General features: G+C 60.0%; 11 protein-coding genes. 7 read left to right on the top strand and 4 right to left on the bottom strand.

Features of this window, described 5'->3' with window-relative positions; translation table 11 throughout:
- Window positions 1–24 precede the first annotated feature (24 nt).
- Together treS and DN745_RS03675 are read left to right on the top strand one after the other, a co-directional pair.
- Complete coding sequence (gene treS, locus DN745_RS03680) at window positions 25–3327, top strand: maltose alpha-D-glucosyltransferase (RefSeq protein ID WP_111332292.1); 3303 nt, start codon at window positions 25–27, stop codon at window positions 3325–3327.
- A 22-nt stretch (window positions 3328–3349) separates the two neighbouring features.
- A complete protein-coding gene (locus tag DN745_RS03675) occupies window positions 3350–5935 on the top strand; it encodes a DUF3536 domain-containing protein (RefSeq protein WP_204355080.1) in 2586 nt (861 codons plus the stop codon).
- Window positions 5936–6002: 67 nt separating this feature from the next.
- Here the strand turns inward: DN745_RS03675 and DN745_RS03670 are convergent, their stop codons facing one another.
- The 3 genes from DN745_RS03670 to DN745_RS03660 form a co-directional block, all read right to left on the bottom strand.
- Entirely contained in the window at window positions 6003–6896 is an 894-nt protein-coding gene (locus tag DN745_RS03670) for a hypothetical protein (RefSeq protein ID WP_111332290.1), read from the bottom strand.
- A 10-nt stretch (window positions 6897–6906) separates the two neighbouring features.
- On the bottom strand, window positions 6907–10782 hold the full coding sequence (locus DN745_RS03665) for a sigma 54-interacting transcriptional regulator (protein ID WP_133621740.1): 3876 nt from the start codon (window positions 10780–10782) through the stop codon (window positions 6907–6909).
- 235 nt (window positions 10783–11017) lie between these two features.
- The gene (locus DN745_RS03660) at window positions 11018–12187 is read right to left on the bottom strand and encodes a HupE/UreJ family protein (protein ID WP_162687431.1); all 1170 of its coding nucleotides are present in this window, start codon (window positions 12185–12187) and stop codon (window positions 11018–11020) included.
- A gap of 306 nt (window positions 12188–12493) precedes the next feature.
- On the opposite strand from DN745_RS03660, the gene DN745_RS03655 reads away from it, so the two are divergent.
- The 4 genes from DN745_RS03655 (at window position 12494) to DN745_RS03640 (ending at window position 18022) form a co-directional block, all read left to right on the top strand.
- Window positions 12494–13708 (top strand): two-component system sensor histidine kinase NtrB, encoded by a 1215-nt coding sequence (locus tag DN745_RS03655; protein WP_111332284.1) that lies wholly within the window; start codon window positions 12494–12496, stop codon window positions 13706–13708.
- Window positions 13709–13882: 174 nt separating this feature from the next.
- Entirely contained in the window at window positions 13883–14530 is a 648-nt protein-coding gene (locus DN745_RS03650) for a DNA-3-methyladenine glycosylase I (RefSeq protein WP_111337521.1), read from the top strand.
- Between the two features lie 63 nt (window positions 14531–14593).
- On the top strand, window positions 14594–16354 hold the full coding sequence (locus DN745_RS03645) for an acyl-CoA dehydrogenase family protein (RefSeq protein WP_111332282.1): 1761 nt from the start codon (window positions 14594–14596) through the stop codon (window positions 16352–16354).
- Between the two features lie 111 nt (window positions 16355–16465).
- The gene (locus DN745_RS03640; protein WP_111332280.1) at window positions 16466–18022 is read left to right on the top strand and encodes a hypothetical protein; all 1557 of its coding nucleotides are present in this window, start codon (window positions 16466–16468) and stop codon (window positions 18020–18022) included.
- Between the two features lie 29 nt (window positions 18023–18051).
- Here DN745_RS03640 and DN745_RS03635 read toward each other — a convergent pair whose 3' ends face one another.
- A complete protein-coding gene (locus tag DN745_RS03635) occupies window positions 18052–18780 on the bottom strand; it encodes an SGNH/GDSL hydrolase family protein (protein ID WP_111332278.1) in 729 nt (242 codons plus the stop codon).
- Between the two features lie 211 nt (window positions 18781–18991).
- On the opposite strand from DN745_RS03635, the gene DN745_RS03630 reads away from it, so the two are divergent.
- Window positions 18992–19672 (top strand): TIGR00153 family protein, encoded by a 681-nt coding sequence (locus DN745_RS03630; protein WP_111332276.1) that lies wholly within the window; start codon window positions 18992–18994, stop codon window positions 19670–19672.
- Window positions 19673–19889: the final 217 nt, after the last annotated feature.

Raw genomic sequence — 19889 nt, 5'->3', positions numbered from 1 at the left:
AGACCCTAATCCAAGGACAGGAAATTGGCGTTCGAAAAAGACCCCCAATGGTATAAAGACGCGGTAATCTACGAAGTCCACGTGCGCACCTTCTATGATAGTGACGGCGACGGTGTGGGGGATTTTTGCGGATTAAAGCAGAAGCTCGACTACCTGCAAGACCTCGGCATCACTGCCATCTGGTTGCTGCCGTTTTACCCGTCTCCGCTTCGCGATGACGGCTATGATATCGCGGACTATCGCAACGTCCACCCTGACTACGGAACCCTTGAAGACTTCAAGGCGTTTTTGGACGCCGCCCACCGGCGCGGCATCCGCGTCATCACCGAATTGGTGGTCAATCACACCTCGGATAAACACCCCTGGTTCCAACTCGCCCGCCAAAGCCCTGTGGGGAGCCCGGAGCGCGACTTCTACGTGTGGAGCGATGACCCGAATACCTACGCCGAAGCACGGATTATCTTCCAGGATTTCGAGAACTCAAATTGGGCCTGGGATCCGGTCGCCAAAGCCTATTATTGGCATCGCTTCTATAGCCACCAGCCCGACCTTAACTTCGACAACCCGGCGGTCAAAAAGGCGCTCTTCGAGGTGCTCGATTATTGGCTCGAGATGGGCGTCGACGGCATGCGCCTGGACGCCGTCCCCTACCTCTACGAACGCGAGGGAACCAATTGCGAGAACCTGCCCGAGACCCACGCGTTCCTAAAGCAACTGCGCGCCCACGTTGACGCAAATTTCGAAGACCGCATGTTGCTCGCCGAGGCGAATCAATGGCCCGAAGACGCCGCCGAATATTTCGGCGACGGCGACGAATGCCATATGAATTATCACTTTCCGGTCATGCCCAGGCTCTTCCTCGCGCTACAACAGGAAGACCGCTTTCCTATCGTCGATATCTTGGAGCAGACCCCGGAGATTCCCGACACCTGCCAGTGGGCGGTCTTCCTGCGAAATCACGATGAACTCACCCTCGAGATGGTCACCGACGAGGAGCGCGACTTTATGTACCGCGCCTATGCCCGCGAAGCCCGCGCACGGGTTAATCTCGGGATTCGCCGTCGCCTCGCCCCGCTGATGAATAACGACCGGCGCCGCATCGAATTGATGAACGCCCTGCTCTTCGCGTTGCCCGGTACGCCAGTCCTCTATTATGGCGACGAAATCGGCATGGGGGATAATATTTTCCTGGGCGACCGAAACGGCGTGCGCACCCCGATGCAATGGAGCGGCGACCGCAACGCAGGCTTCTCGCGCACCAACCCTCAACAGCTCTATCTGCCGGTGATTATCGACCCCGAATATAGCTATGAGACGATCAACGTCGAGGTTCAACAGGCAAACCCAAGCTCGCTGTTCTGGTGGACCAAGCGCCTGCTCGCGATGCGCAAGCGACACGCCGCGCTGGCGCGCGGCTCCCTGCGAATCCTGCGCCCCGATAACCGAAAGGTCCTGGTGTTCCTGCGCGAATACGAGGGCGAAAAGCTCCTGATTATCGCCAACCTTTCGCGCTCCCCAAATTATGTCGAGCTCGACCTATCCGAGTTCCAAGGCATGGTCCCCGTCGAGCTATTTGGGCGCACCCTTTTTCCGCCCATCGGGGAGCTGCCCTATTTCCTCACCCTCGGCACCCACGGCGTGTACTGGTTTGCGCTCGAAGAGCACGAAGACAGCAAACAGGGCTGGGCGCTGGAAGAGAGCAGCGAGCCCGTAAACGTCACCCTCTACCGCGTGAAATCCCTTGAAGAGGCGCTCAGCGGCCGCTCCCGGGCACGCATCGAAGGGGCGATGGCTGACTTCCTTCGCCGCCAGCGCTGGTTCGCCTCGAAAGGAACATTTATTCGAGACGTCAACTTTCAAGAACTCATCCCGATCGCGCTGGACCAACGCCTCGTTTATTTAAGCCTGGTCGAAGTCGAAACGGAGAATCATCACACGGAGGTCTACGTCGTCCCGTTAGCGCTGGCGATGGGAGACCACGCGGCCCAGGCTATCCAGCGCAGCTACCCGATCGTAGCCCGCCTTCGCTTCGACGCCATCGGCGAAGAGGGTGTGCTCTACGATGCCATCGTCGACCCGGAATTCACCCGCGTGCTCTTCGACATATTGCGCAGCGGAAAACCGCGCCAAGGGCAACACGGCGCGCTCGTCTCGGAGCGCTCCGATGAGTTCTGGGAACTCCTCGAAGCCGCCGAGAGCATCGAGCCTCAGGTGATGCAAACCGAGCAGAGCAACACGTCGGTCGTTTATGGCGACCGCCTTATCTTCAAGCTCTTTCGCAAGCTGGAGCCCGGTGGAAATCTCGACGCTGAGATCGGGCGCTACCTTACCGACAAGGGTTTCGAGCACGCCCCCAAGCTCGCCGGGCAATTCGACTATAGAACGGGCAAGGACCCGATTCAGACCCTTGGGATCATGCAAGAGTTTATTGCCAATGAAGGCGACGCCTGGACCTATACCCTCGACGAACTCGATCGCTTCTACGACCGGGTGGTCACCCGCGCGCACCGAAGCGAGTATCCTCAGGGCGATATCACCACAGATATTGATGATTTAATCGGCAGCTACCCTGACGCCGCGCGGCTGCTGGGCCAGCGCACCGCCGACCTTCACCACGCGCTCGCTCAGCCATCTGCCGACCCGAATTTCGGCAGCGAAGGGTTCTCGAAATTATACCAGCGCTCCCAATACCAATCGATGCGCAACCTGACCGGACGCGTCCTCGCCGAACTTCGAAAGAAGCTCGACACACTGCCCGACGCGCTTCGCCCGGTCGCCCAACGTCTGCTCGACTCGCGCGACCTGCTCCATCGTCCAGCCCTCGATCTCCTGCCGGAGCGAATCGACGCGATGCGTATCCGAACCCACGGCGACTTTCACCTCGGCCAGGTCCTCCACACCGGCAAGGACTTCATCATCACGGACTTCGAGGGCGAGCCCGCGCGGCCGGTCAGCGAGCGCCGTATTCGCCGCTCACCACTGCGAGATGTCGCCGGTATGATTCGCTCCTTTCACTACGCTGCTCACTTCGCCCTCTCGGATCACTCGCACCAGGACCTCGCCTCGGTCCGCGACACACCCTTGCAGGACTGGGGAAGCGCATGGTTCGCGCAGGTTCGTACCGCCTATCTAAACGCCTATCTCGACGCGACACGCGATTCAAAATTACGCCCCGCCTCCCGGGAACTCTGCGCGAAACTGCTCAACGCCTACGAGGTCGAAAAAATGGTCTACGAGCTTGGCTACGAACTCAATAACCGCCCCGATTGGCTCGCATTGCCGCTGAACTCACTGGCGCAATATCTCGACGAGTGCGAGAATTCCTAGGCCATTGCAGGCGTCATTTGCTATGAAACGAGTCAAAAAGAAGATGAGCCGTTATATCTGTATTCACGGGCATTTTTATCAACCTCCACGCGAGAATCCCTGGCTCGAAGCGATCCAAATGCAGGCGTCCGCCGAGCCCTACCACGACTGGAATGAGCGCATCACCGAGGAGTGCTACGCCACCAATGCATGGGCGCGCATCCTGGGAGAGAATGGCTTTCCCGACGAAGGTTTGATCGTCGAAATCGTCAACAATTACTCCAAGATCAGCTTCAATTTCGGCCCCACGCTACTGATGTGGCTTCAGGACCACCACCCTACGGTCTACCAAGCCGTCTTGGCGGCCGACCGGGAGAGCATCGAGCGCTTCGACGGTCACGGCTCGGCGATGGCTCAATGCTATAATCATATGATTATGCCGCTGGCCAACGCGCGCGATCAGCGAACCCAGGTCATCTGGGGCATCCGCGATTTCAAATCTCGCTTCAAACGCGCCCCCGCGGGAATGTGGCTGCCCGAGACCGCGGTCGATATCCCCACGCTCGAGGCGCTGGCCGAGCAGGGAGTCAAGTTCACGCTCCTCGCCCCACACCAGGCCGCGCGTATTCGTCCCCTGGGTGAAAACGCAAACCCGAGCCTTGGCGCCTCAAGGCATCCCGCGGCGAGGACACCCGCAGCGAGCGCCGACAAAAACGATTGCAGCGCCTTTGTCGACGGCGAATCAGAGTGGCGCGATGTCGAGGGTGCGATCATCGATACGCGGCGGGCGTATCTTCAACGCCTACCATCGGGCCGAGAAATCGCGCTCTTCTTCTACGATGGCCCGCTCTCCCGCAGCATCGCTTTTGAGCAGCTATTAAACCACGGCGATCAATTCGCCGACCGCCTGGCAAACGGCTTTAGCTCCGAGCCCGGCGCCGCCGAACTCGCCCATATCGCGACGGACGGCGAGTCCTATGGGCACCACCACCGCCACGGAGAAATGGCGCTGGCGTATGCGTTGCGGCGCCTGGAGCGCGACGTCAACGTCGAGCTAACCAACTACGCCCAATTCCTCGCCAAATATCCGCCCCGCTGGGAAGTCGAGATTCGCGAAAAATCGTCCTGGAGCTGCGCGCACGGCATCGGCCGCTGGGAGCGCGATTGCGGCTGTCATACCGGCGGCGATCCACATTGGAACCAACAGTGGCGAGCGCCGCTTCGCGCGGCGCTTGATTGGCTGCGCGACAAAGTCGCGCTCCTTTATGAACGCGACGCCGAAGCACTTTTGAGCAACCCCTGGGCTGCGCGCGACCACTATATCGATATTATCAACGACCGCTCAGCTCAGAACCTCGAGCGTTTTTTCGCCCTGCACGCGACCAAGCCTCTCAGCCCAAGCCAGCAGACCCGCGCGCTCAAGCTCCTCGAGATGCAGCGCCACGCCATGCTGATGTTCACCAGCTGCGGGTGGTTTTTCAGCGAACTCTCGGGCATCGAGACGCTTCAGGTAATCGAATACGCCGGACGCGTCGTGCAATTGGCCCAGGAACTCTTTGATGTCGCGATCGGCCCGGCATTCCTGAAGCGACTCGACGCGGCAAAGAGCAATATTGCAGTGTTCGGAAGCGGACGCGACCTCTATGAGAAGAGCGTGCCCTCGCCGCCGATTGGCCTGGAGCGCGTCGGCGCGCACTACGCGATCAGCTCACTCTTCAACACCTATTACACACCCACACGCATCTACGCATATAAGGTCGAAGACCTCACCCGACAGCTCTACGAAGCCGGCGAGATTCACCTGCGCGTTGGACATTGCAAAATCACCTCGGAGGTCACGCTTGAGTCGGGCGAATTCGTCTACGCCGCCCTGCACCTTGGCGGGCACAATGTCACTGGCGGCATTCGCCCCTATGCCGGCACGGATGACCTCGAGGAGCTGATTTCCCAGAGCAAAGTCTACTTTGAACGAGCCGAAACGCCCGCACTAGTTCGCCTCCTCGATCGCAGCTTCGACGGCAATTCCTTCTCGCTGCGCTCACTCTTTCGCGATGAACAACATCAGGTGATGGAGGCCATCCTCGGCAGCGCCATCCAAGAGGCGGAGTCAGCCTATCAGCAAGTCTACCGCCGCCGCGCCCCGCTGCTACGATTCCTGGCGGACCTTGATATCCCGCAACCTCACGCGCTCCGAAGCGCCGCCGAGATCGTCCTGAACCGTAAACTTATTCAGGCATTCGAGGCGGCGGAGCCAAACCCGCAGCGCCTAAAGAGCTTGCTCGCCGAGATAAAGACCGCCCATATCTCATTGGAGAAAGAAAAACTCGCCTTCGCGGCGAACGCGCGGCTTCTGGCGCTGGCGACCAAATTCGAACGCGACGCCGAAGATCTCTCGACGCTCGTGGCGTTCGCGCGCATCGCCACGATGGCCCGAGAGCTGCCCTTTGAGGTCAACTTCTGGGAAGCTCAGAATATCTGCTATCGAATTTTGCGCGAGAAATATCCGGCCCAAAAGCAACGCGCTGAAGAGTCGATGGAGGCGCCCACGCAGGAATGGGTCCGAATATTTGAGTCACTCACCGCGGCCCTGCGCGTCGCGATCACCCCGGCCCTGCACACCGACGAATAAAAATCAGCGCCGCAAAAAGAAAGCGCCCCTCAGTGAGGGGCGCTTTCTTATGATTTCTCTTCCGAACTCAGTGACGCTGGCCAAGTGAACGGACCCGAGCGTTGTTCAGCAGTGTTTCGGCCCCATGCCCGCTATCCTCAAGGCGCGAGGTCACGTCAACACCGTTTGGGTTCGTGATTGAATCCGACACACCGTCATCATCTTGCACGGCATCCCGCAGCGGCGCGGCGAGGCTTTCGGCCCACTCATTCATATTGAACTCGAATGACAAGAACTCGCTATCGCGGGTTATCTCAACTTCGTTCAAAGAGATGAAGACCGACTGACGGCTGTCATAGTGAAACGGAGTCCAACGGTCGTCCGGGCTATCGAATTTGTTGAGCGGGATCGGCCGGGGACTCCCATCGGAACTCTCGTCAAGCCGGCCGCGGTCGGTGCGCGTCGGGTCGGCGGTCGCGACGAAACCCTCGACGCGAAAGCTCGGGTCGACCACCTCGTTGACGCCACCGGGCGAAGTCTGAACCCGCGCGGACGGCTCAAGGCGCACGCTGATCAGATAACGTCCCGTATGGGGCAACTCCAGCGGTTCGCCAAAGATGACGTTCTCACCGCGCCCCACATCGTAATCCAGTCGAATCGCGTTTCGGGTGCTGTAGATAATCGAGCTCTTCTCGACATCCACCGAAGACGAGGCGAGCGGCTCCAGACGGATCTCGGCGATCGATAGGCCGAGCTCGCTAAAATAAACCGTCTCCGGCATGTCCTCGGCGCCGTTGAGCGAGAACTCCGGCACCAGACTGATCATCTGGGAGCGGTCGTGATACCCATCGACCGACACGATCGACGCGTCTCCGCAGCTGATCACAAGAAGACTCAGCACCGACAGACAAACCGCCGAGCGACTGAATACGCGGCGAAACGCACGAGACTGCGAGCTATATTTTGCTTGATTCTGCGCCATCACCGCTCCCTTATCCAACAAGTTCATTTTTCAACGCTAACAGATCTTCGGTGCCGTTTACAATTTGACTCAGACGCGGCCGCTTCATCTGCAACATCGCAGCCGCTCGAGTGATGTTGCCGCCCGTCTCGATAAGCGCGCGCCGGATTGACTCAGACTCCAGACGCGTCTTGATCTTCGCCAACGACAGGCCCTCGGCGATGATCTGCTCGACCAGAGCCTCTTCGGGGTCCTGATATGCCTCCACAACATTGTCATACGTGTCTAATTCGAGATCATAGTCGATCTCGGGCAATTCTGCATCCACCTCACCGCCGGCAAAGAAGTCGCTAAACTCATGGACATGCGACATCTCGACGGTATCGCCCTCGACGAAGAGCAACACGCTGCCCACAAAATTCTGCAGCTCCCGAATATTGCCAGGCCAGCTATACGAGGCGAGAAAGCGCAGCACATCCGGCGAGAAGCGCTTGGGCTGTTGCCCGCGCGCGAAGCTATGGGCGAAGTGGTTGGCGAACCTGGGAATATCCGCGCGCCGCTCACGCAGCGGCGGCAACTCCATGACGACACCTTTGAGGCGATAATACAGGTCGAGGCGGAACTCCCCGCGCTGGACCATCTCTTCGAGATTCTTATTGGTCGCGCAGACCAGTCGCGCGTCGACCTTTTGGGTTTCGGTCGACCCGACCTTCTCAAAGCAGCCCTCCTGCAGAACGCGAAGCAGGGCGACCTGGGTTTTTGGCGAGATATCGCCAACCTCGTCGAGAAAGATGGTGCCGCCGTCGGCCAGCTCAAAGCGCCCTGCCCGGTCGCTCAGCGCGCCGGTAAACGCGCCTTTGACGTGACCGAAGAGTTCGCTGAGCAGCAGGTCATCGACGAAAGCCGCGCAATTCACCTTGACGAACGCGCCGTCTTTGCGCGCGCTATGGTCATGCACCGCCGCCGCCATCAACTCCTTACCCGTGCCGGATTCTCCCAGCAGCAGCACCGACGCGTTGCTGTCCGCCACGCGGTCGATGATACGAAAGAGCGAGTGAATCCGCGGCGTCTCCCCGACGATATCTTTGTAGCGACTTCGCCATTGACGAAACGCAGGGCTCTGCACGTCAACGTCCACCGGCGCGCGCTCGCCACCGGCCGCAAATTCATCGGCGGCGATGGCGCGCGTTGAGACACGAAACTCGCTGGGGATTTCGCCGTCAAGTTCGCGCAAAAGCTCCACGAGGTCGCGGTGAATCGGCACCCGGGCAAACTCCCCACGATGCGCTTGCGGCACACACTGCGCGCTCTGCTGCAGCCACTGAAGCTCTCGCTCCAACAACGCGCGCGCTTCCTCGGTGCGCCCCAGATCGCTCAGCGCACGCGCGACCACGCTGGAGATGCGCAACGCGTCCCGACGATGCCCGGCCGAGCGGGCCAAATCGGCCATCCCCCGACAAATGGTCAGCGCCTGCTCGCTCTCTCCGTGCTCGAGCGCCAACCAGGCGCGCGCCAGCGCGTGCAACACGACCAGCTGCGACTGCGAGGTGTCTTCGGCGGGAAACTCGAACTCATCCACGAGTTGCTGCGCCTGCGCTACCTGGCCCACCTTCAGGTACGCCTCGACCAGGTATAACTTCAACTCAAGCGCCGGCAGCCACGAGGTCATATGCTCGGCGGACGATTTGCTCATGCGCGAGAAGACGTCGATGGCCTCGGTATAGCGTTGCTCATCAAATAGCACGCTGGCGGTTACGACCGTACGCAACCCTCCCAGATAACCGGTGTCTTTCTGGCCGGACTCAAACTCCTGAAGATGCTCGATGATCGAGTGCGCGCGCTCGAAAGCCCCGATATCCTGATAGAGGGTGATGAGGTTATTGCCGGCCAACGCATACCCGGCGTCGTCGCTCTCCTGGCGAGAGGCGCGGAGTCCGTCCAAATAAAAGCGCAGCGCTTGCTCGTAATTCGCCTTGCGCTGATGAACGATGCCAAGGTTGATGAAAATATGGGCTCGGCGGATCGCCGACAGCGAGGGGGCCATGCGCCGAGAGCGCTCCAGGCGCTCCAGCGCGTCGTTGAAATTCCTCTCATGCAGGGCGATGAGCCCCAGGTTACCCTGCGCCCGCGCCACCTCATCGTCCCAACCTAATTGTTGGGCCAACGCGCTATTCTTTTCGAATAAATCGCGCCCGCGCTCACACGCCCCGCGCATCACGGCAACCTTTCCGCTAAGGTTGCGCGCCTGCAATAAGGCCATCTCAACGGCGGACTGATTGGTCGTGGTCGCGCTCGACAGCGTTCCGCACGCTTCAATCCTCTCAATCACTCGGAGCGCGTGCGCCTCTGCCTGGTCATGCTTGCCCTGCAGAAATAGCGCCTCACCCTTGCCCAGCTGCCCTTCGGCCCAGAGGTTATAGAATTGAGAGTCTTCTCCCAAATAAGTCTCTTTCTCCGGGTCGCTCGTCTCGGTGATCACCTTCTCAAAGAGTTTCGCCGCCTGGTCATATTCGCTAACCCGAATGAGCAGGCGCCCAATCTGGCACTTTAACCGCAGCGTCGTCGCCGGGGTGTCCACCAATTCGGCCAGGCTTGCGCAATGCACCAACGCCTGGCGCGGATTGCCCAGGCCGCTATGCACTTCGATCAACTGAGACAGGATGATCTGACGCTCGTCGGGATCCGAGGCGGCCCCGATAAGCGAATCAAGCAGGTCCTTGGCCTCTTCGAAGCTGCGCCGCGCGATCAGATGCTTGACCGCGCGCTTGCCGTGCTCAAACCCGGCAACCTTGTCGCCGGCGGCCAGATAATGACGCGCCAAGAAAATCCCGGAGAATTCCCCGTCCTCGCGTGCCTGGACCGCATCGGCCAGCGCCTGGTGCATCGCCTGGCGTTTTTTGAGCTCAATCGCGTCGACCACGGCGTGGGCAAAATCGGGGTTCGAGATATAGATCTGCACCACGCCCGAGCCCATTTTTCGGCTCACAAAGCCACCCTTCGTCAACTGGCGAAGGGTGCGCGCGAAAAACTCGGAAGCCTGCATCAACGCCATCGCGTCGTGCACCGCCTCCACCAAGAGCGGCTCGCTGGCAACCGCTAAGAGTTCGACAAGCGACCTCGAATGCGCGTCGAGGCGCTCGTAGCGATAGAGCCAAAAGTTCTGGACGTCTCCGGGCAAACTCTCGAGCAAGTCGCCCAGGTGCTTCGGGTCACCGCCGGTCGACTGAATAAAACGCCGCACCACCTGGGGGTCGGCCAAAAACGCGCGTACCGCGTCTTCGGCGTCCTGTGTCAGGTCGATCTCAATGGCCGACTCAAGCCCCAGCTTGGTTGGAAGCCCCGCGCTGTCGCGCAAATAGACCAGGCGCCCGCGCCCGCGATCTTCGGCCGCCAACTCCGGGGCCAACTGCTCGATGGGATCGGTGAAGAAGAAGCTCGACAGATGGTGCAAAGTTTTGAGCTCGCTCGGCGAGCAATGGCGGGCGTTGACCACCAGGAGCGCGGCCGGCATATCGCGCGACAGCGCGGCCCACAATCGGCAGAGGGTGTCATTATAGAGGCTGCCGCCGATGACCGGAAATAGACCGCTCTCGGTAGGCTTGTCGGCCGAGGTGATAAATTCGAAGAGGTCACGCGCGTCCACCGACAGGCACCCGCGCAGCTCGGCCAGGCGCACATACTCGAGCAGAACTCCGACAAACGAGCTGCCGCCAGCGGCGGCCCCGGTCGGGTCGAGCACGAATAGCGGGAGCTGATGGGTCTCCAGCGCCGCCCGAAGAGACGGGGCCGCCTGATGCATCTGCGCCGCGCTAAACCCCTCCACGACAAACGCCTTGCCGGCTGAATCGTCCTCAATCAGCGCTTGAGCCAACGTCTCGATATCCCAGGATTTATTCTTTTCGGACATATCGTTCTCGGACGCACCAACACCTTTGGTGTCGGCCTGAAACCTATTTTCTGACGACTTATAGACCACAAAATACTCGTCTTAAGCTGAATTTCTTCGCTCGAGCAGGACGCAAACCGCACGATGCAGCATGGTTCGCTCGACGGGGAAGTATAGCAGCCTCCCCCCTCGATCTCAAAGCACCCCATCTGCGCGTCGGGCATTAGGCCCGATGCCGCCCGCCAAACCCCGCCGCTCAGATGCGCGTCACGAACCAGAAGAGCGCCACCGCAAGGACCGCAGCGCTCAACGCCTGCACCCCGCGCCCGCCCCAGCGCTGCTTGCGCATCCACAGAATCAGCGGAAACGCCACGCAAACCACCGCGATCTGCCCCAACTCGACGCCCAGGTTAAAGGAGAAGAGCGCCGGCACCAGGGCGCCGGTGGGCAGGCTCACCTCGTCGCGCAGCACATAGGAGAAGCCAAAGCCGTGCAATAACCCGAAGGCAAATGTCAGCAAGAATAGGTGCTTTCCCGCGACGAAGGCGTCGCTAAAACCCGTGGCCTTGGCCGAATCTTCCCCGGCGCCCAGACTCCGCTGCTCGGCCATAAATATCTCAACCGCCACCCAGATAATCGACAGCGCGATCAGCGGCTCGACGATATTTGGCGCGATGCTAAATATATCGAGGGCGCTGATCACCAACGTGATCGAGTGCGCCAGTGTGAAGCAGGTGACGACCTTTATCAGTCGGCGAAAACTCCCCGCCGCGAGGAGCAAGCACAGCACGAAGAGCACGTGGTCCGGGCCCAGCACGATATGAAGCACGCCCAACCACATGAAATCGGAGACCACCTCAAACACACTTTGCTCGGCCATCGCCTGGGTGTCGGCCAGCACTTCGACGGTATAGTTCGGGTTCTCGGGGTTAAAGACGGTGGTGTGAATATCCTCGCCCAGCTGAATTCGCCCATAATGGGTATAGCCCTCACGCTCCTCCAGCAGCACCCGATTGCTCAGCGTTACTTCCCCAAGCGGAGCGTCACAGGTGAGCGTTTTTCGGTAGAATAGCGCCGCCATAGGCTTGTCGGGTTGCACAAAACCCTCAGAGCTTGCCGGGCAATTCTCACCGTTATTCTGCGCGCGTAATTTAGGGCTGAGGTACGCCGCGAATTGGGGTTCGAGCTGCGCCCGCAGCGCGGGCTCGATGACGCCTTCGCTCTGCTTGGTGAGCTTCATAAAGCTGGCGAGATCGATGGCCGACACGGCCAAGAGCATGTCGACCTCGCGCGAGTCCGGGCGAATCTCGACGTTGAGCGTACTCATCGCGGTCTGGTGCGCCTGCGCGGGCGTCCAAAACCCGACGCCAACGACCGCGAAAAAACCCAGAAGTAACGCGCGAATAACGAATCGGAAATCTATCACGGGAAAAACCGTCAGTGGGAGACAAATCGATGCAACGCTCAGCGCCCCGGGCCCATGGCGCGCCGACGCATGTGCGAGAACTCGGCCCCTGCGAATACCACCGATAACATCGCCTCTACAACCCATCCCCACGCCCGGGCCCGCGGCTTTGAACGCTGCACCGCAGTGCCTAAATTTGGCCCACCAGAGATTCGCGAACATCGGACAAATAAGAAGTACGCGCATCGCGCCCGAGTCGACCGCCCAAATCTCGACGGTGTGCGCGGCCCTAAGCTCTAATTATTGCCACAAACAAGCGACGAATTAATGCCGACACCAACGCCTTCGCAGCCCTCCGCCGGCCAACCCCGGTTCGCCCAAAGCCCGATCGGCCAGCGCATGCGCGCCGACACCCTCTGGAATTATTTCCAACACTCCCCCATGCCACTCAAGGTCGTCAGCCGTCACGAGGATCTTGTGCACCATAACGCGGCGTTTGGCCGCCTGCTGGGCTACGATTCCCCCCAGCCAATCGAAGCGCGCCGGGCCCAAGACATCGTCTTTCCCGACGATCTCGGACGCCTCAACCAGGCCTATGAGCAGGTCTTTCAGGGGCATCGCGAACATGCGAAGGCAGAGGCGCGCTTGATGCATCAAGATGGCTCGCTGATTTGGGTCCAAGGGCTCATCGTCGCCGCTCCAACTCAGGCATCCAAGAGCCGCGAAAACCCGATCTACGCGCTGGTGATCTGCGTCGATATCAGCCGCCAAAAGGAAGTCGAGCAGCGCATCGAGCAATCCGAGCGCATGCGCTCTCTGGGGCTTTTGGCCAGCAGCGTCGCCCACGACTTTAATAATATCCTCACGGTCCTCGCCTCTTATGCCGGGCTGCTGCGCGCCGACCTGGAGAGCGAAGAATGCGACAAGGCCCTGGGCTTCCTCAATAAGATCGACACCGCGATCACCAACGGCGTCACCCTGACCCGCCAGCTCAGCGACTATGGCTGCGAGTCCTCGGCCAAGGTCATCGACCTCAACGAGCACCTTCAAAATACGGACTCGATGTTGAGTGGCTATTTCGACCAGAACTTCTCGATTCACTATGAGCTCGCCCAGGGGCCAGCCCCGATTCGGGTCGCGCCGGGCAAGTTGGACCAGATTCTCCTCAACCTCGCCCTCAACGCCCTCGACGCGATGCCCGACGGCGGCGAGTTCGTGATCCGCACCCGCGCGGTTGAACTCCAGCCGGGCGCCCTCAACGCCCATCCCAGCCTGAGCGCCGGCGAATACCTGGTCCTTGAGGTCTGCGATGACGGAGAGGGAATCCCCTTCGAGACCCAAAGCCAGATCTTCGATCCCTTCTTCAGCACCAAAACAAAGGCCGGCGGCAGTGGGCTGGGGCTGGCGATTGTGTACAGCATCCTCGAGCAGCTCGGCGGCGCCATCTATGTCGACTCCGTGCCCCAACAGGGAACCACGTTTCGCCTCTACTTCCCGCGCGCCGAGTTGCCCGCCCCGCCGCGCCCTGAGCAATTAAATTGAGCTCATCACCCCACCCTCACTCGACCTTTCTTCCCCAACTATGATAAGTCCGGATGATATCTGCCAGCTCAGGACGGGCCTCAAAAGGCCAGGGTTTCGCAACGCCCCGGCCCGCCCCGCGTCACCAAACCTCATCCGAGCAAATCACCCACCCCTGCTAGCTTGATCTCGATTATGCCCGAACTAACCACCGACATTTATATCGCCACCGACGGCACGCGCCGCTGTAGTTGGTGCGGCCGAAGCGAGCTCTACCAGCGCTACCATGACCTAGAATGGGGCCAACCGGTCGGCGAAGATCGGGACCTCTTTGAGAAGATCTGCCTGGAGAGCTTCCAAGCCGGCTTAAGCTGGCTGACGATCCTTCGAAAACGCGAGGCTTTTCGCCAGGCGTTCGCCGGTTTTGATATGAAAAGCGTGGCCCAATTTGGCGACGCGGACGTCGCCCGCCTCATGGCGAACGAAGGGATTGTGCGCAACCGCCAAAAGATCACCGCCGCGATCAATAACGCCGCGCGCGCCCTCGAGGTCGTCGAAGAGTTCGGCTCACTGGCGGCCTATATCTGGCAATACGAGCCCGACGAGCGCACGCTGCCAAAAAAGATCACCCGCGACACCATCCCGAAGACAAACGCCGAGGCAACGCGCCTGGCTAAGGACATGAAAAAACGCGGCTTTCGCTTCGTCGGCCCCGTGATGACTTACGCCTTGATGGAGTCCATGGGGCTGGTCAATAATCATATGCAAGAGTGCGATTTCCGCCTCAAAATCAAGCGCGCCCGCGATGCATTCGAGCGACCTAAGATTCGTGAGAATCCCTGAGCCCAGGCTTCGCTCACATCAGCTTCGCATGTCCCCCGATATTCCAACGCCAAAGTTATCGCCATGAAACAAGACACCACGACATCGCCTTCACCCACCCCTTCGACCGACGCGGTCCAACCCGCGCAGGCCCAGGGCCGCGAGGACCTCAAAGCATGGGAGGCGTCGCAACCCGCCAATATCTACCTAAGCGACGCGCACTTTAAGCGCCTGGTCCCGCTCTATGTCACCGGCGAGGCTGTGGAAAAACTCGAGGCCGATCTGGAACGCTTCGGGGCCCAGGTCGTCTCCGCGGTCGACCCCTTAGTGCGCGAGAATAACCTGCATCAGAATTTGCCGCGGCTGGAGCGCTATAGCGGCATTGGCGAGCGGGTCGAAAAGATCGCCCACCACCCGACCTATCATGAGGCGGGCCGCTATATTTACGGCTCCGGGGTGATGTCGGCCTACGCCGAACACCCAAACGCGGTCGGCGTCCTCAGCCGCTTCTACCTCTCGAGCTACAACGGCGAAGCGGGGCATAATTGCCCGCTGGCCTGCACCGCCGGCGTGATTCGCGTGCTCCAAGAACTCGCGCCCGATGCGCTTCGCGAGAAATACCTGCCGGGGTTTCTCAACCGCGACTACGACAAGCATCTCGAAGGTGCCCAATTTTTGACCGAAGTTCAGGGCGGCAGCGATGTTGGCCAAAACGGCACCCGCGCCGAGCGCCAGCCCGACGGGTCCTACCGAATCTGGGGCGAAAAATGGTTCTGCTCCAATATCGACGCCGACGTCTTCCTGATGAGCGCACGCCCCGACGGCGCCCAGGACGGCACCCGCGGCCTCGGGCTTTTCTTCGTCCCGCGCGAACTCGACGACGGCACGGTCAACAACTTCACCATCCGCCGCCTCAAGGACAAACTCGGCACCCGGTCGATGGCCTCGGGCGAATGCGATTTTCGCGGCGCCCGCGCCTATCATATGGGGGCGAGCGAAGATGGCTTCAAAAATATGATGACCCTGGTGATCAACACCAGCCGGCTCTTCAACGCCGCGGGGTGCATGGGCCTTGCGCGTCGCGCTTATATCACCGCGCGCACCTACGCCGCGCACCGCCACGCCTTTGGCCAACCGATCATCAATTATCCGCTCGTGCAAGAAACCCTGGCCAACCTCAAAGCCGAAGTCGACGCCTGCACCTCTGGGACGCTTCACCTGGCCTGGCTAAGCGACCGCAATGAACGCGGCCAGGCGGGCAAAGACGAACAGCAATTTCTGCGCATGGCGCTTAACCTCAACAAAGTCCGCACCGCCAAGTCCGGGCGTTGGGCCTGCGTCGAGGGTATCGAGATCCTCGGCGGCAACGGCGCCATCGAGAGCTTTTCACCGCTGCCCCGACTTCTGCGAGACGCCATTGTCTTCGAGAATTGGGAGGGCACCCACAATACCCTGCAAATGCAGATCATGCGCGATATGCAGAAATACGGGGTCCACGAAGGCTTCTTCAGCTATCTTGAGAACCGCCTGCGCGACTGTCGCGCGTCGGACCAAACCCAGGTCGAAACCGTGCGCGATATCATCGGGAAATCGAAAAAGTCGCTCGCAAGCCTTGCGACACTGCCCCCCGGCGCCGCCACCCTCGCCATGCGCCCGCAGATGGACCGTTTGGCCTGGATTTTCTACGCCGTCACCCGCCTCTGGGAGCGCGGACAGCAAGAAAATGCCGCCGCCGTCGACGACGCCTCGGTTCAGCAATTCATCGCCCATCGATTGCTTGGGGAGGTTGACTATTCGGATTCCGCCGTCTTATCCCGGCTTCGAACTCTGCTGCAGGATATCTGAGATTTATTTGCCCAGAAATCCCGACTTATTGCTGAGTCTTGGTTGATGAATGTCTCGCGACGAAGTATTTATGTTGCATAATGGGACTCTTAGCGTATCGCAGGCGATCGAATGTTTCATATCAAAACTGATATCCGACAATATAAATGCGAGTCGGAGCAAAAAGTCGAACGCCTTATCCGCAATTGGGTGATCCGGCCAACCGACCTCATCTATGATGCCCAGAAGGATTCCTGGAAATCCATCGGCGAGCATCGTGCTTTTCACGCCATTTTCGCGATGATTGAGCAGGAAGAGGCCAACGAGCCCGATACCGTTGTCACCGAGGCCCCGTCGGAGATTGCCGCCGAATACGAAGTTCAACCCGGCAGCGAATTCGACGAGGACAGCGCGGACGCAGACCAAACGCTCACGGTCGACTCCTCCGCAATCGACGACGCAACCGAGTCCTACGACACCCCGTCCTACCCGCGCCCGCCCGAAGCCCCCGAGGGCGTCGAAGGGCTGATTCGTGACTCCGATGAGATCACGATGATGACCGATCGCACCCTCGATATGCTCCGCAGCGACGACGCGCCCCGAGAAAACGCGCCGCTCGAGGAGCATCGCGAGGCCACCCCCCCCGAAGAAGCCAACATTGCATCGGAACCACAGGTCGACGACCTCACAGACGATCCGACCCTCAATGAGCCGATGGCCGATGGCCGCCACGGTCTCCCCGAAGATGTCTTTGTCACCGATGAGATCTACCGGGAGGATATCCACGCCGCGATTCGCGACGACCTAAGAGACCTCGACGACGACGACGATGAGATCGAGGAGGACGAGGTCACGCAATTGGTGGAGCGAAACGCCTATTTCGACGAAGCCGACGACGCCGCTGAGTCCGACTCGGGCGCCGACCTTGGCGAAGACAGCGCGGTCGACGACGACGCGCTCGAAGCATCCGGCACCAACACCCTTGGGGATGAAGATTCTGAGTCCGGCGAAGAAAATAAGGCGCGTTGGCGAATCGTGCTGTCGGACGACGCCGAGGAGACGGCCCAACAAGAAGATGCGGGCGCAACCTCTCAGGACGACGCAGACCTCGCGGCTTTTGGCGAATTTCAAACCATGGACGACGCCGAGCTCGACGCGATGCTCAACGAGGCGGCGGCCCTGGTCGGCTTAAGTGAGAACGACAAACCCTCGGGCGAAGACGACGAACTTGAGTCCGCCGAGCTTGGCGATCAGGACTCCGAGCCCAAAGATATCGCCGACGTGGATCTCGAACTCGTCGACGCCGACGAGGCGAGCGAAGGTCGAGAGCGCGCAAACACCCCGGTCCAATCCGCCGCGGTCCCCCTGGCCGACATCTCGGGCGGCTACGCCCTCGCCCTGCCCGTCGATATCAGCCCGTCTGCCGAGGCCATAAAACTTGGGCTGGTCCACTCGCGCTTAAGCCGCGAAGCCAAGGACGCTGCGTTCCCGCGCGCCAAGCCAAAAGTCCCCGGTGAAATCACGACCCGCGTCTTCGATCTCTCACCACCCAAGCCCAAGCCCAAACCAACCTCGGCCGCCGACACGGGCCTCGATCTACCACCACGAGACCAATCCCTTGGCCTGGTCATCGGGATCGTACTCTTCGTCGTGGTGATCCTATTTTTCGCCGTAAAATTACTCGGCTAATCGCAACGCCTCTAGCGCCGCAAAAACGCTCAACCGACCGACTCGGCCGAGGCGACTTCATGCCCGTAGCTTCGGATGCGATCGGCCACTTGCTCCGCCCAGATCCGATAGCCTGCAGCCCCCGGATGAAACCCGTCGGCGGCCATCACGTCGGCGGTCAGCGGAAAGTCCACCGTCACAACCTCGCAGCCCGCCATCTCATCGAACTCCGCGAGCACTCGATTCAGCCGCCGCGCGCTCTGGCCTAAAAACCAGCGCAACGGCTGGGGCAGCACCGGAAACAGATGCATCGGCGGGACGCTCGTCAAGATGATCTGCCTGGGTCCGAACTTCTCCTTCAAGAGCTCGACCAACTCCATCTGGCGCCCTCGCCAGATCTTCGGATCTTTATCCCCCAACACATCATTGACCCCCAGCGAGGTCACCACCACGTCGAACGGCGCGTCCTCTTCCTTTTGCACCGCACGTATCAGCGCGCCGGTCGTCCAACCCGAGCGCGCGATGAGCTTCCACTCCAGCGAAAAATCGCCGCCCAACTGCTCGACCAATTGCCCCAGCAAGGCGTCCTCCTGGCGCTCGACCCCCACCCCGGCGGCGGCCGAATCGCCCACGATCAGCACCCGCAGCGGCGCGTCTTTCCCCAGCCGGCCCTCCCGCGCGCCCTCTGCCTCGGGCAACCGCGGCGTGTCCCGCTTCACCCGGCGTCCCTGAACCAACAGAATCGGCGCGAGCGCCATCTTCGTACATTTATGCAACATCGCTTTTCACCTAGTGAGTTTCTGAATCCTGCGCGTCGAATACCTACGCCAAACGCTCTACCAATTCCTAATATGATTGACAGCTAGGCCGTGATAACTATCGTGTAAACAACGACTGGCCGACGACATTCCGCGTGTTTGCCCCGGCAACGCCGAAGCAATCGACCAGATCGAAACTACAATTAACTGACCGTTGATCCAGGAAATAATAATGATGGTGCGCTCTATTTTGGGCATTTTCGCAGAAAGCCCCTTCAAACCTCTCAAAGAGCTCGGCCATAAGGTCGGTGAGTGCGCCCACGAAGTCGGGCCGCTCTTCGATTCTTTCTTCGCTGGCGACTATGACGCGGTGCGATCGCAGGCCGAAAAGATCAGCCAGCTCGAATACGAAGCCGATAAGATCAAAGACCGCGTGCGCGACAAATTGCCCAAGAGCATTTTTCTGCCCGTCGATCGCCGCGACCTTCTGGCCGTGATCTCCAGCCTCGACGCGATCGCCGACTGCGCCGAAGATATCGGCATCCTCTTCACCCTGCGTGAGATGGAGCTTCACGACCAAATGGTCGAGCCCCTCAAGATCCTGGTGCCCCAGGTCCTGCTGGTCGTAGACAAGGCCATCGAGATCATCGACCAGCTCGACGCCCTGGTCGAAGTTGGCTTTAAAGGCGAGCAGGTCGACAAGGTCCGCAAGATGATCGACGAGCTGGGACGCCTGGAGCACGAAGCCGATCTCACTCAGGATGCCCTGGCGCGCACCTTATTCTCCGATCTGGGCGACGATATCAAACCCGGCAGCCTGTTTTTGTGGAATAAAATTCTCAATAAAGTGGGCGACCTGGCGAATACCTCAGAAAAAGCGGGAACGCGCGTTCGACTTTTCCTCGCAAAATGATATACGCCGCCCGAGAGTATTTGTCGGGCGGCAAATTTCAGCCGTTTTAGCACCCTCCCGCCTGTCCGACTCTGTCTCAATTTAGTTTCCGAAGAACATTCGACGCGAATACGCGATTATAGTCGAGAAATTTGACGCTCGAAAGAAGGCGCGTTTTATTTTGTACGGATCCGCATAAACGGACCCAAGCCGACGAGAAATTCAGTGGAAATTGTGT

Source organism: Bradymonas sediminis, from assembly GCF_003258315.1.
Taxonomy (GTDB): domain Bacteria; phylum Myxococcota_A; class Bradymonadia; order Bradymonadales; family Bradymonadaceae; genus Bradymonas; species Bradymonas sediminis.
This window is presented reverse-complemented; position numbering and strand designations above follow the sequence as displayed.